Annotated in this window: 12 protein-coding genes; 6 read left to right on the forward strand and 6 right to left on the reverse strand. The window is 67.0% G+C overall.

Annotated elements, in window-relative coordinates; all coding sequences use genetic code 11:
- Positions 1-33: 33 nt before the first annotated feature.
- Positions 34-1,440, reverse strand: a complete 1,407-nt coding sequence (locus tag KEG38_RS33765) for a hypothetical protein (RefSeq protein ID WP_272424278.1) — start codon at positions 1,438-1,440, stop codon at positions 34-36.
- Positions 1,431-2,471, reverse strand: coding sequence for an ornithine cyclodeaminase family protein (locus tag KEG38_RS33770; protein ID WP_272424280.1), 1,041 nt, complete (start codon positions 2,469-2,471; stop codon positions 1,431-1,433). The genes KEG38_RS33765 and KEG38_RS33770 overlap by 10 nt, the downstream gene beginning before the upstream one ends.
- 174 nt (positions 2,472-2,645) lie before the next feature.
- Here KEG38_RS33770 and KEG38_RS33775 point away from each other — a divergent pair, with 174 nt between their 5' ends.
- The 4 genes from KEG38_RS33775 (at position 2,646) to KEG38_RS33790 (ending at position 7,037) form a co-directional block, all read left to right on the forward strand.
- A complete protein-coding gene (locus KEG38_RS33775; protein WP_272424282.1) occupies positions 2,646-3,929 on the forward strand; it encodes a hypothetical protein in 1,284 nt (427 codons plus the stop codon).
- A 56-nt stretch (positions 3,930-3,985) separates the two neighbouring features.
- Positions 3,986-4,489, forward strand: coding sequence for an SET domain-containing protein (locus tag KEG38_RS33780; protein WP_272424283.1), 504 nt, complete (start codon positions 3,986-3,988; stop codon positions 4,487-4,489).
- Positions 4,490-4,853: 364 nt separating this feature from the next.
- Positions 4,854-6,158 (forward strand): hypothetical protein, encoded by a 1,305-nt coding sequence (locus tag KEG38_RS33785; protein WP_272424284.1) that lies wholly within the window; start codon positions 4,854-4,856, stop codon positions 6,156-6,158.
- Between the two features lie 93 nt (positions 6,159-6,251).
- Positions 6,252-7,037, forward strand: coding sequence for an SIMPL domain-containing protein (locus KEG38_RS33790; protein WP_272424286.1), 786 nt, complete (start codon positions 6,252-6,254; stop codon positions 7,035-7,037).
- 60 nt (positions 7,038-7,097) lie between these two features.
- Here KEG38_RS33790 and KEG38_RS33795 read toward each other — a convergent pair whose 3' ends face one another.
- Positions 7,098-7,661: a hypothetical protein gene (locus tag KEG38_RS33795; RefSeq protein ID WP_272424287.1), complete on the reverse strand. Its 564-nt coding sequence runs from the start codon at positions 7,659-7,661 to the stop codon at positions 7,098-7,100.
- A gap of 105 nt (positions 7,662-7,766) precedes the next feature.
- Positions 7,767-7,931, reverse strand: coding sequence for a hypothetical protein (locus tag KEG38_RS33800; RefSeq protein ID WP_272424290.1), 165 nt, complete (start codon positions 7,929-7,931; stop codon positions 7,767-7,769).
- Here KEG38_RS33800 and KEG38_RS33805 point away from each other — a divergent pair.
- Complete coding sequence (locus KEG38_RS33805) at positions 7,930-8,931, forward strand: hypothetical protein (protein ID WP_272424292.1); 1,002 nt, start codon at positions 7,930-7,932, stop codon at positions 8,929-8,931. The genes KEG38_RS33800 and KEG38_RS33805 overlap by 2 nt on opposite strands.
- Before the next feature lie 18 nt (positions 8,932-8,949).
- Here the strand turns inward: KEG38_RS33805 and KEG38_RS33810 are convergent, their stop codons facing one another.
- Together KEG38_RS33810 and KEG38_RS33815 are read right to left on the reverse strand one after the other, a co-directional pair.
- The gene (locus KEG38_RS33810) at positions 8,950-9,582 is read right to left on the reverse strand and encodes a hypothetical protein (RefSeq protein WP_272424294.1); all 633 of its coding nucleotides are present in this window, start codon (positions 9,580-9,582) and stop codon (positions 8,950-8,952) included.
- A 55-nt stretch (positions 9,583-9,637) separates the two neighbouring features.
- Positions 9,638-11,203 (reverse strand): sigma 54-interacting transcriptional regulator, encoded by a 1,566-nt coding sequence (locus KEG38_RS33815; protein ID WP_272424295.1) that lies wholly within the window; start codon positions 11,201-11,203, stop codon positions 9,638-9,640.
- A 256-nt stretch (positions 11,204-11,459) separates the two neighbouring features.
- Here KEG38_RS33815 and KEG38_RS33820 point away from each other — a divergent pair, with 256 nt between their 5' ends.
- Positions 11,460-12,836: a cytochrome-c peroxidase gene (locus KEG38_RS33820; RefSeq protein ID WP_272424297.1), complete on the forward strand. Its 1,377-nt coding sequence runs from the start codon at positions 11,460-11,462 to the stop codon at positions 12,834-12,836.
- Positions 12,837-12,838 lie beyond the last annotated feature (2 nt).

Here is a 12,838-nt window from a genome sequence, read left to right on the forward strand (position 1 = left end):
GCTCGGTCGAGGGAACGGGAGGGGTGAACGAGGTTAGCGGCTCCTGTCTTGGGGCGTTTCAGCTCGGGGAGGCGCCAGAAACGGCACCATGAACGCCCCGGCGCGCGTGTTCATGATCCTCGTCCCGCGCTGACCAGGCTCCACCACGTGGGCCCGTAGAATGGTCGGGCCGGGGACGCGGCCGCCCACGTGAAAGGGGCAAAAATCGATCTCGATGTTCCGCTCGAGCAGCGAGCCATCCTCCGCGATTTCGAGCGCGGGGACGACCGGGTATTCCACGCGCCGCTGGAAGAGAAAACCCGCCTGGGTACGCTCCTCCACGAGCCGCTCCCATTCCCCGCGCGACAGCGCCACGCCAAAGACGACACCCTCTCCAAAGGAGGAATCCGTGGGCTTCGAGATCCACCCCTCCCGCTCCTCCACCACCTCCCGGCGCCGCGCTGGATCGAAGGTGAGGTTCACCGTATCGGGGACCGTCTCGCGAAGCAGCGCCACTTCCTCCGGCGCGAGACCGAGTGCAGCCACCACGGAGGCATCCCCGAGCAAAACGAACGTCTCCTTCGACGCGGTGAGGAATGCGCCGGTCGAATTGACGATCAGGTGCTCCTCCGGATGCGCGTACACCGCTTCGTAATCGGTCACGTCGATGCCGCGCTCGTGGTAGGTGTCGAGATACACGGAGTATCGCCAGATCATGTCGACCTCCGCGCCCCCGACCGTGGGCCTACCGGAGGCGAGCTTCACCTCCGGCGGGTAGCAAAACACGATGTCGACGTGCTCGCCGTATCGCTCGCGCGCGGCGCGCTGGTATTCCCTCGCCACGTGCGGGACTTCGCGCTTGCCGGCGTAGCCGTGCTCGGAGACCAGGGCGATCCGTCGCGGAATGCGACCCGGGTAACGTGCGCAATACTCGTCGAAGAGCCATTCCACGACGTGCGGGGCGAGGAGCCGCGGTTCGTACGGGATCCCCAGCGCGCCCAGGAACGAGGCAGCCATCCGCTGATCCACGTCGTGGTAATGCAATCCGAGGGGCGCGGCCTGGTTCACCTCGATCGCCGTGCAGCGGCCACTCGCGGGATCGAGGAACGTGTCGACGCGGCGCAGCCGATGCTCGACGGAGTCGGCCGATTCGAACGTGCATTGACGCACGAGCCGATCGCTGCCCTCTTCCAGCGAGCTCCGCAAGCGCTGGAGAAGGGCCTCCCCTCCCCGGCCGCGGGCGTGATGCTCCAGGCGCACGAGCGCTCGAACGAGACACTCCACCTGACGAAAGGCATTTTTTGCATGCGCGGCGTCGAGCTCCAGAGGAACGAGGAATGGCCGGCCTTCGAGGGGGTACTCCGCAGCACGCCCGATTTGGAGGCACGCCTGCACGATGTCGGCGCGCTGCGATCGGGGAAGGCGTTCGAGCCGAGCGCGCGCGTCTTCCCTCAGATCCATTCCGAGGAGCTCCACAGACGCAGCCGCTGCCCGAGCCCACGCTGGAGCGCCTCTCCGTAGACCCGATCCGCGACGAGGATGTCCTCGAACGCAAGCCCCACGGGCGAAAAGAAGATGCTCTCGTCCCGGGAGGTGCGCCCGCTGCGCTGGCCCGCGAGAATGGGCCCGAGATCCTCCACGCGGCTCTCCGGAATGACCCCCTGCGCCACCGCGAAGGCGTGCGTCTGCACGTTGCGACTCTTCACGTCCGCCCATCGATCCGCGACGATCCGGTCCATACGCGCGAGCAGCGACGCCTCCACCTCGAACCCGCCGATCGAAAAGATCGTGACCCCACGCTCGGGGATCCATCGATCCAGCACGACGGGACGGTCATCCCGCGAGACGCAGGTGACCACGAAGGAGCAGCCGCGGACAGCTTCTTCGGCGGTCGCCACGGAGCGAATGTCGATTTCCGTGCGACGCGACATTTCCGCGGCGAAGCGCTCTTTCGAGGCGCCCTCGGCATACACGCGCACGCGCCGCAGGCTCGGGAGGGCGAGGAGGAGCCCGAGGAGCTGCGTCCGCATGTTCACGCCCGCCCCGATGAGGGCCACTTCCTGCGTATCGGGCGGCACGAGCTTCTGGGCGGCCAGCATCGATACGGCGCCGGTGCGCGTCGCGCTGATCACCTGCGCATCCATGATGGATCGCAAACATTTCGTTTGCGCGTCGAACAAAGTGATGATCCCCGTGGCGCGCGGCAGCCCGAGCGCCACGTTCGCGGGCATCGAGCCCATCGATTTGCAGCCGAGGATCTCCCTGCCCTCCGACAACACGAGCGAAGGCATGAAATTGAGAAACCCCACCTCGGGCTCCGGGACGGGCCGCGGATGCTTCATGGATGCTTTCGTCGGTTGAACGACGCGCCCCTCCAGCAGAAATGCAAAGCCTCGCTGCACGTCCTCGCTCGCCCGCCTCACATCGCCGCCCCCACAGGCGACGACATCCTCGAGCGACAAGAAAAGCACCTCACCGTCGCGTTGCTTCATGATCGTCGCTCCGCGAATCGAGTTGCGAAGATACCGATGGGCAGGTATGTGGGTCAAGCGCGAATTCATCCGCAATGCGGATCGGTGGGAGGTGGTGTGAGCGAGTTACCTATCGGAACCATTTCGTGTACACCGCCCGAGCCGTCGCGCCTCCTCGGTTCCTTCCGAGAGCGCATGCGGCGGACCTCGTGGCCGGACCGCGCGCCGCGCACCTTGTGGGCCCCCGTCGAGTCGCCGGCCGACGCGGTGCGAGCCTTCGAGCGAAAGATCCAGGCGCTCTATCACGCGCATCTCGCCGTGCTCGCAATGGCGCTCGTGGAGCCGCCGCCCTCGGAGCCGGAGCTCGGGCCGATGACCCGCGCGCTCCGCGCGGTCGTGCATTTTTACAGGGGCTGGCCCGTCCTCGAAGAAGCCGAGCGGGCGCGGCGGTCCGAAACGGCGCTCCCCGAAGCCCCCGTGTCCTTCCTTTTCGGGCGTCCGGATATCGTGATGGGCGAAGAGGGGCCGCAGGTGGCGGAGACCAATTTCGACACGGCCGTCTCGGGGTACGAGAAGCCCGATGATCTGTGGACCCAGAGCGCCGAGCTCTTCGAGCTCCCGAACGCGCTGCTGCAAAGCGGGCGCCCCCTCGCCGGCCTGAAGGACTATTTCACGGAGCTCGCCGAGGCGCGCCCGCACCGGATCCACTGGGTGAGGAGCGTCGCCGCGGCCCCCGAGTGCGAGCCGATTCTCGCCTACCTCAACCAGAACCCCCACGGCATTCAGCACTTCGCCCACTACGCCGGCGAGCCGAGCCCGTCCTATCCACCCGCGCTCCCGGGCCATCTCCACCGCGCGTGCACGCTTTATACCGTGAACAAAGCGCGGGACGCGTTCACCGACACCCTGCGCCCGCTCGTGCCGATGGTCGCGGGCTGCACGGTGCCCCTCCGCCTCGCCGCGCTGCAATCGAAGCTGTTCCTCGCCTGCCTGAGCGATCCACGCACGAGGCCACGAAACCTGACGCCGGAGGAGCAGGACGCCGTGGACACGTTGATCCCAGAGACCCGGCTCATCGACCTGATGAGCGGCGCCGAGATCGACCACGTCAAACGCAATCGCGGAGATTACGTCCTCAAGCGGGCGGACTCGCACATGGGTCGGCACGTCTTTTTCGGTTGCAACGTCGACCGGGACGAATGGGAGCATTTGCTCCGCGCATTGCCCGCGCAGCCGGTCGAGCCTGCACAGCCGCCCTCGCTGTGGCTCGTACAGAAGCGCGTCCGGCCCCAGGCATACACCTTGCTGGAGTATACCGACGAAGGCCCCGTGGAGCGGCGCGCCGCGCTCGTCTGCTCCCCTTACCTCTTCGGCGGGCGCCTTCGAGGATTCGAGACCTGGCGGATCCCATTCGTGCCCGAGCCCGACATGCTGGACCACGCGACATTCGTCGGACACTTCATCCGTTCAGCCGAATAAGGCCTTCCCTCCGCAGGTGAGGACAAGTGACCGGAGCAGCGCGCAAACGAGAGTACTTGCCGGCATCATGGCTCGATCCCCGGCTCGAGGTACGCCCGTCTCCCATTGACGGGCACGGCATTTTCGCGACGGCTCCCATCGAAAAAGGCAAGACGATCATCATCTGGGGCGGACAGGTCTTCACGCGGGAAGACATCGCCGCAGGGCGCGCTCTCCGGCGCAGCTATACCGCGATCAGCGAGGACCTTTTCCTGGGAAACGTGGCCGGGCAAGAACACACAGCCGACGATTACATCAACCACGCCTGCGACCCGGCCGTGTGGATGCTGGACGAGGTAACGCTCGCGACGCGCCGCCGCCTCGCCGTGGGAGACGAGGTCACCATCGATTACGCAATGTACCTCGACGCAGACTGGGAGCCAGAGGCCTGCCGGTGCGGCTCCAGGCTATGCCGTGGCTCCATCACGAGCGAAGACTGGCAAAAGCCCGAGCTGTTCGAGCGCTACGGGTACCATTTCTCGCCATTCCTCAACGAGCGGATCCGCAAGCTCCGGGCATGATCGAGGCGCTTCGCTGGGGCGTTGCCCCAGACCCCACCGGGGCTATCCGCCCCTGGACCCGGACCAGCGCAAGCGCTGGACCTTTGGTCGATGAACTGCGCGATGCGCAGTTCATCGAACAGGCCGAGGCAAGACCAGCGAAGGCCCTGCCAACCAAGACCGCCGTGACTGGCAACGCCGTCCTTGGTCTTGCCACCGGCCTGTGGAAGAACTGCGCATCGCGCAGTTCTTCCAACTCGAGTCCAGGGCTTGCCCTGGTTCGGGTCGAGGGGCGAACAGCCCCCGCGGGGCCCGGGGCAGCGCCCCGGCGCGGCGCGTTGACGCGCGCAGCGCCACGTCCCAAATCCCTCGGGGAGGGTGCACGATGGATGCCATTCGAGGGCGGGACGTTTTTGCCGCTTTTACGATGTTCGCCGCGGTCTGTCAGGCGCCGCGGGACGCGAGCGCGGCGCCGAGCCGCGTGACGTGCCCCGGTGGCGAGCTGCGCGTGGTCGCGCATAAGCTGACGGCGTCGGAGGGAGGCGAGGTGGTCGTCGCGGACGCGGTCGAAACGCCCGACGGGGGGATCGTCGTGGCGGGCCATTTCAAGGGGTCGCTCACGCTCGAAGACAAGGTCCTCCGGAGTGCCGGCGACGCGGACGCGTTCATCGCCGAGATCGACGCGTGCGGGGGGATCCGCGACTTTCGCGGATACGGCGACGCGCTGAATCAGAGGATCCTGGACGTTGCCGTGGATACGGCGGGAAATCGGTATTTCGTGGGCTACTTCGAGGGGCGAATCGATTTTGGCAGCGGCGCCCTCGAAGGTGGCGGGTCCTTCCTTGTTCGGATGGATCCGACGGGCCGAGTGGCCTGGATGCATCGCGCGTACGAGCAGGAAGACATTTACATTTACCATCTCGACATGCTCGCCACGGGTTCCGCGCCCGGGGTCTTCGTGCTCGGCAGCCTGGAGGGGCACGCGGAGCTCGCCGGGATGCCGATCCACACCTCGGGCCTTCAGTCGTTCGTGGCTGCGTTCGATCCCGAGGGGCGGCCCTCGTGGAACACCGTCGTGACACGGAGCACCGACGACGAGGCGCTCGCCATGGAGGTGGACGCGGCCGGCCACGTGGTCGTCGCGGGACACAAGTCGACGGGCGCGAACCTCTTCGCGACGCGGCTCGATCCGCGCGGACAGCTCCTCTGGCACAAGCGATTCCGGGGCACGGGCTCGCAAAACGAGACTTTTTACGGGTTGGCGCTCACGCCCGACGGGGACCTCCTGCTCCGCGCTTACGGCGCGTTCGGCGAGCTCTCCGCGCCGCGCCCCGAGTCCGATACCGAAATCGAGTTCCTGGCCCGGCTGGATCGGGAGGACGGGCGCGTGATCTGGCGCCGGCCGGTCGCGAGTGATTCCACGCGTATCGCGGTGCAGTCCGGGGGCCGTATCCTGCTGGCCGGCCACGCCGCAGATACGGGAGAGCTCACCCTGAGGACGCTCTCCCCCACGGGCGAGGAGCTCGGGGCGCGTCGATTCGGAGGGTCGGTCCGCTTGAACGCGCTCCACGTGACGAAGGCGGATCAGGTCCTGCTCGCGGGGCGATTCACGGGCACTCTCGATTTCGGTGCCGGCCCCCTGTCCTCCGGGGATCTCCCCGCGGCGTTCGTCGCGAGGTTCTCGCCCTGATATCGTGCAACAGCCCTGCCGCTCGGGGGCGTCTCGTCTCCGCTCCCGCCTCCGCTCCGTTCGCCTTAGATTCTCCGAGGAAGGGAGGGAAGGATGAAGAAATCGACGAAGCTCATCGCCGCACTCGCCGCCTTGATGGCATCGGCCATCTCCATGCCCGTGTTCGCGGACGAGGCCGCGAACGCGGCGGAGACGGAGGAAGCCGAAGCTCGGACCGTGACCGTCGGGGGGCTCGGTGAGGTCATGGTGGCGCCCGATTCGCTGCGCACGAGCATTTCGGTCCGTGCCCGGGCCACGACGCTGGTCGAGGCGCGGACGGAGGCCGCGAGCAAGACACGCTCGATCATGCAGGCGCTGGAGCGCCTCCGGATCCCGGATATGCAAGTTCGGACGGTGGAAATCACGGTGACACCCATCACGGAGCGTCAGAGGGAAGAAGATGAGACGCCGCCGCGGATCATCGGCTACGAGGCGGAGAGCAGGCTCTCGGTCGCCCTGCGGGGCGTCGGGACCGAGATCCTGCGCGTCGTCGGCCCGCGGATCCTCGACACGGCGCTCGGCGCGGGCGCCAATGTCGTCGGCGGGATCGATTTCTTCCTGAGCAAACCGCGCGAGGCATACCGGCTCGCGCTTGCGGCGGCGGTGCGCGACGCGGAGGAGAATGCCAAGGTGGTGGCCGGCACGGCGCGGGTGGATCTGCGCGGGCTCCGGACGATATCGACGGAGGTCGCACGAAGCATCGAGTACGCGCAGCAGGCCGTGTACGAAGATTACGGAATGGCTGCCGGAGGGGGGTCGGAGTCCGTCGAATTCCCGGTCGAGCCTGGAGAGATCCGGGTGACGACGCAGGTGACGGCGAGCTTCGATTTCGCGGAGTAGGCGCAGAACGGGGTGATCGCGAGAATCACCCCGTTCGTCCCTTTTCCTGCGGCCGACTCGTCACATGCAGGTGAGGGCCTTGTCGAGCCCCTCGCAATAGGTTGCCTCGAACGTCCCTTGCCGCGTCTCGCCGGTGTCGAACGTGAACGTGTAATCGCCGCGGAGCGTGGTGTCGTCGAACTGATCGACGACCACGTTTCCACCGACGATCTCGCTCGTGAACGTGGCCTTTTTCTCCTCGTAGTGCCGGAACACCCCCCAGGCCACCTTGGCGCTTGCCGGCGTCGTCGCCTCGTCGAACGTGCCGACGTCATAGGTCCCGGGACCGGGATTCTGGGCGTGCAGGGAAAAGGACAGCATGACGTTCACGTTGGGCTCGTTCGTCCCGGTGCACCCGTCGGGAAAGACGCCGCAGGCATCGTCGAAATTCATGATGTGGACCATCGGCGAGATCCACGGCGTCGTCATCGACTCCTTGCGCGCCCAGATCGTCGAGCGGGGCGTGAGAGTCGTGTTTCCCACGGTGATGACGTCTTCCGGCGTGTCGCTGGCGGCATCGGGCGTGGTGCCGCCGCAACCGGCGGCGAGTGCGAAGGAGAGACTGAGGAAAAGATAAGGCTTCACGAAACACCTCCAGACTTGCACGTCATCGCGCATGCGCGCGCTCCGGCAAGCTGGGGGCAGGTTTCCGCCGACCGAGCGACCTCTCGCGTTCGGGGCGAAGGCTTGTTACCCTCGCCGCGCGATGCACCACCGGTTCGTTTCCGGCGCAAAGCTCTTGTCGATCGGAGCGGCGCTTTGGGCCTTCAGCGTCACGACCTCTTCCTCCGCCGCCGAGACGAGGCCGGTGGTGCCGGAGGCGCCCTCGTCGGGGTTCGTCCTCGGCACGAACATGTCGGTCGTCCCCCTCGACGACGACGTCCTTCGCGAGGAGGTGATGCTCGGGTACAAGTTCGGGCGCCTCTTGCTCGGTGTATCCGGGTATTACGCCAAGCACGACGTCGAGCTGCACCCGGAGTTCGGCCATTCGCACATCAAGGAAGAAACGTTTTGGGTCGGCCCCGAGGCTCAGGTCGCGTTTCTTCGTTCCGCGAATGCGCAGGTCGAGATGATCGGCCTCTTCGGAGCCGGCGCAGGGACGTGGAGGCGGTGGAGCACGGAGACGGAGTACGTGGGCACGGACTCGCCGCTCTCCGGCATCGACGGCGAATTCGTGACCAAAGAGACCTCAGGCCAGGGCGTACGCTTGCGGTGGCAGCTCGGGCTCGGCGTGCGATTCTGGTCCCACCCCGGGTTCGGAATCCACCTCGCCGGCGGGATCCTCGGCGATTACCGCCTGAGTAACTCCGGCTCCTTCGCCGAGCCCCCCGTGCAAGGGTTCGTCCAGGCGGGCCTCGTCGGCGTCCTCGGGGCGCCCACCACGGCCGTCACGCAAAAAGAGCCGCGCCCCGGATCGCCGGACTTCGGCATTGCATTGCAATCTGTCGTCTCGTCCTCGCCGCGCGCGGCCCTCGACGCCAACCTCGGGCTCGGGATCACCCTGCACCGTCTCACGCTCCTCGTCGGCGTCGACGTCCCCAAGTTCATCGATTTTGGTGCGTCCATTCCGAACCTCGAGCTGCAGGGGACCGTCTTCCGCTCCGCGGATCGGCGCCTGGAGCTCTTCCTGTCGAGCTCCGGGGGATACGCCGTCTACCCTTCGAGACCCGCGCTCCGCTGGAAGGCTGCGCCGGGGCTACGATTCTGGTCATCGCCTGGCGTGGCGTTCACCGGCGCCGTCGGCGTGCTGGGGGAAACGTACGACAAACCGTACGATCATGGCGACCCGCAAGAGAAGCACCACCACCTCACGATGTTCGGGCGGATCGGGATCCTGTCGGTGATCGGGCTGTGAAATCCGGGATTCCCCAGTCTATTTACACGCCGCTTCGAGCTCCTTGGCAGCCTTGCTCCAGGCTTCCTTCTCTTCCTCCGACCACGCGCTCGGATCCTTCTGCGTGAGCGCGGCCCGCGCCGCCGCTCGTTTCTGCTCGATCGAAGCGATGGACGCAGACGCGGAATGCATTTTCGACTCGCCGGGCGAGACGACGATCGTCACGAGCGAGCCCACGGCGCCGAGCCCCGCCGTCACGATGCCCGTGATACCCGTCACCGTCTTGATCGTCTCGGGGGAGTCGATCACATACGACCCAATGCCGCCGATCGCGCCGCCCACCGTCCCGACGCCGCCCGAGATCGAGCCCATGATGGTCTTGAACTTCTGCTGATCCTGCTTGGCTTCCTCGTAATCGTAGAGGAGCTGCGCCTGACGCTGGCTACAGACACGATCGGCGCGCTCGGCTTGACGCGCCACGTCTTCCGGCCATTGCGGCTCCCCGGTGATCAATGGCTCGCTCGGACGCTTGAGCGGAGTCGTCTCGTTTTTGGCACATCCGATCGACATCACCGCGAGCGCCATCCCCATGACGCTCACCGCCCCGAACGGCCTTCTCCCCACAAAAAGCCCCACGCCATCCCCCATACGTTGCCCCATCGATTTCCCCATGATGCGACCGTACCACCGACGGCGCGCGCCAAACAAGAAGGCCCGCACCTTTTCGTCAGGCGTTCGTCTCGCGCCGTAATCCGAGCCGCTTCATCCGGCTCTGGAGCGTGGTGGGGGGCAGGCCGAGGATGGCGGCGGCGCCCCCTTCCCCATAGATGCGACCGCCCGTCGCGCGGAGGACCCGCTGAATGTGGCGTCGCTCATTTTCGGCAAGCGTGACCAGCGCCTCCGTGGACCCGCCCTCCCCCGCGGCGGGCCGTTTGCGGGCGAGCGACACGAACAGGGCGAGGTCCGCGCGCTCGATCGTGCCCGATGCGGCCCGGATCGCCCCGCGCTCGAGGATATTCGAAAGTTCGCGAATGTTGCCCGGATAATCGTGATGCCGCAGCGCATCCTGCGCCCCCGCGGAGAGGCGGAGCGACGCTTTGCCCACCCGCGCGGAGAGCTCCTGCAAGAGGACCCGGCAAATTGCCGGGAGGTCCTCCATGCGCTCGCGCAGCGGCACGAGGCGCAGCGGGTAGACCGATAGCCGATAATAAAGATCCCCCCGGAACCGGCCCGCGGCGACGGCTTGCTCGAGGTCGACGTGCGTCGCCGCGATGACCCGCACGGAAACCTTGATCGCCTGCTCCGCGCCCACGGGCAAGACCTCGCCTTCCTGCAATGCGCGGAGGAGCTTGCCCTGGAGATCGAGGGGCAGCTCGCCGATCTCGTCGAGAAACAACGTCCCGCCGTCCGCGGCCCGAAAGAGGCCGGGGCGGGCCCGGAGCGCGCCCGAAAAAGCACCACGCTCGTGCCCGAAGAGCTCGCTTTCGAGCGTCCCCGAGGGCAAGGCCGCGCAGTTGACGGGGATGAACGGGCGCTTGCCGCGCGGGCTCTTTTCGTGGATGAAACGCGCCAGCCGCTCCTTGCCGGTGCCCGTCTCCCCGATGAGCAGCACGGTCGAGCTCGTTCCCGCGACGAGGGCCGCCTGCCGCGCGAGCTCGCGCACCTGAGAACTGTCGCTGTCGCCGAGCACGGAGGCGTCCTCGGTGATCTCGCCGATGCGGCGCTCGAGCGCCGCGGCCCGCTCTTCACTTTCGAGGCCCGCGCGGGCGAGCCGCTGGTTCTGGCGAATGCAATGGATCGAGAGCGCGAGCAGGCGCCCGAAGACCTCGACGAGGTCGACCACGGCGCGCGGATAAGGTCCGCACCGCGCGCGGTCGATCGACATGACCCCAAAGACCTCGGAGCCGGTCACGAGCGGCACGACCATGCACGCGTGGCCGTGCGGAAAATCCATCAATCCGTCGAAGAGGTCGCCGTCGCCGTGGGCGTGGTCGTCCTCGGTGAAGACGCGGCTCCTGCGCTCCTCGATGGCGAGCCGGATGGAGGGGAAATGGTCGAGGTGGATCCGGTATTCGCGGACCTCGGGGCGGAAGAGCGAGCCACGCCCGGCCCTCGCGCGGAGCAAGGCGCCTTCGAGCTCGAAGATGACCGCGAGATCGTAGGGCGCGATGCGACCGAGCCATTCGAGGCCCCGGTGCAAGAGCTCGTCGAGCGCCGCCGGCGTCCCGTCCGCCAGCTGCGCCAGGTCCGCGAGCTCGCGCGTACTCCCGGCGACCCACTCGTCGAGATTCATACGGCAAGAGTAACCGACCCGTCTCGACGCGCGCAACGACGCCTCGTTGTTTGAGCACCGACGGTTCGGTGTCGCGCAACGATATTTCGCTGCGCACCGACCGGTCGTTGTCATTGCGCACAGCGTCATCCAGCAAAATCAAGAAGTTACCGGTTCTGGCCGGCTGGTACGTGGTGTGCCCGTCGCGCCGTCTGCGGGGGTGGCTGCGAGGAGGACGAGGATGGAGCGATCGGGGAACGAGAACGGGCGACGGCGCATGAGCGCGTCACGGGTGCTGGCAGGTGTTTTGGCGTCGGTGGCGCTCGTCGGCGCTTGCAGCGGGGAAGATGGGACGGGCGGCAACGCGCCGATCGCGCCCTCCCTCGACCAGGAGCTCACGGAGCTTCTCGCCGCCGAGGGCGTGAAGCCGGTGGAGAAGCCGGCGGCGCAGGATCCGGGGCTCGTGAAGCTCGGGCAATTGCTCTTTTTCGAGAAAGAGCTGAGCGGCCGGCGGAACATCGCCTGCAGCACGTGCCATCATCCTTTGCTCGGGTCCGCGGACGGGCAAAGTCAATCCCGCGGCCAGGGCGCGACGGGGCTCGGGCCGCAGCGGGTGCACGGGCCGAAGAGCCTGTTCTTGGCCCGGAATACGCTCTCGATCTGGAACCGGGGCGTGAAGGGCTGGGACACGATGTTCTGGGACGGACGGCTCGCCGGCAATCCCACGGACGGGTACATCTCGCCCGCGGGCGACGCGACGCCGCAAGAATTCTCGAATGCGCTCGCAGCATTCTTCATCATCCCGATCACGCCGGGCGAGGAGATGCGCGGGTTCCAGGGTGAGCTCGACGTGAACGGGAACCCGAACGAAATCGGCGACCTGACGGACGCGGATTTCGCCCAGATCTGGCCGCTCGTCGTGGCGCGCGCGATGGCCATCCCCGAATACCGGGACGCGCTGCTCGCGGCCTTCCCGGGGACGACGGAGGCCGATATCAACGTGGTACACCTGGCCGAGGCCGTGGGCGCCTTCATGACCGACGCGTTCACGGCGCTCGATACGCCGTTCGATCGGTACCTCGCCGGCAATCATGGGGCGCTGTCGGACGCGCAGAAGCGAGGCGCGATGCTGTTTTATGGGCGCGCGAACTGCGGGTCGTGCCATAGCGGCTCGCTGCAGACCGATTTCGGCTTCCACAACATCGCGGCGCCGCAGGTGGGCACGGGCAAGGGCGAGGAGGCGCCGCTCGACTATGGGCGCGGGCGCATCACGCTCAAAGAGGAGGATCGGTTCAAGTTCCGGACGCCGTCGCTGCGAAACACGGAGCTCGAAGGGCCGTGGATGCACAATGGCGCCTACGCCCACCTGGAGGACGCGGTCCGGCATCACCTCGATCCCGAGGCGTTCTTGAAGGCGTACAACGACAAGCAGGTCGAGCCCGAGCTCTGGGGCACGTACCAAAACAGCGAGGAGACGCGCAAGACGCTGCTCGCGTCACTGGATCCAATGCTGAAGGTGGAAGGCGCGCCGCTCACGGACGCCGAGGTCGCCGATCTGATGGCCTTCCTGTCGGCGCTGACCGATCCCGCGTCGTTGAATCAGCTTTACCTGATCCCGGACAGCGTCCCGAGCGGGCTGCCCGTGGACGATTGACG

The sequence above is a fragment of the Polyangium jinanense genome (assembly GCF_028435265.1).
GTDB classification, from domain to species: domain Bacteria; phylum Myxococcota_A; class Polyangia; order Polyangiales; family Polyangiaceae; genus Polyangium; species Polyangium jinanense.

Excerpts from the sequence above, each read along its gene's own strand:
- KEG38_RS33765 (WP_272424278.1), bottom strand. The coding sequence starts at position 1,440 with ATGGATCTGAGGGAAGACGCGCGCGCTCGGCTCGAACGCCTTCCCCGA.
- KEG38_RS33770 (WP_272424280.1), bottom strand. The coding sequence starts at position 2,471 with ATGAAGCAACGCGACGGTGAGGTGCTTTTCTTGTCGCTCGAGGATGTC.
- KEG38_RS33775 (WP_272424282.1), top strand. The coding sequence starts at position 2,646 with ATGCGGCGGACCTCGTGGCCGGACCGCGCGCCGCGCACCTTGTGGGCC.
- KEG38_RS33785 (WP_272424284.1), top strand. The coding sequence starts at position 4,854 with ATGGATGCCATTCGAGGGCGGGACGTTTTTGCCGCTTTTACGATGTTC.
- KEG38_RS33790 (WP_272424286.1), top strand. The coding sequence starts at position 6,252 with ATGAAGAAATCGACGAAGCTCATCGCCGCACTCGCCGCCTTGATGGCA.
- KEG38_RS33805 (WP_272424292.1), top strand. The coding sequence starts at position 7,930 with ATGTCGGTCGTCCCCCTCGACGACGACGTCCTTCGCGAGGAGGTGATG.
- KEG38_RS33800 (WP_272424290.1), bottom strand. The coding sequence starts at position 7,931 with ATGTTCGTGCCGAGGACGAACCCCGACGAGGGCGCCTCCGGCACCACC.
- KEG38_RS33810 (WP_272424294.1), bottom strand. The coding sequence starts at position 9,582 with ATGGGGAAATCGATGGGGCAACGTATGGGGGATGGCGTGGGGCTTTTT.
- KEG38_RS33815 (WP_272424295.1), bottom strand. The coding sequence starts at position 11,203 with ATGAATCTCGACGAGTGGGTCGCCGGGAGTACGCGCGAGCTCGCGGAC.
- KEG38_RS33820 (WP_272424297.1), top strand. The coding sequence starts at position 11,460 with ATGAGCGCGTCACGGGTGCTGGCAGGTGTTTTGGCGTCGGTGGCGCTC.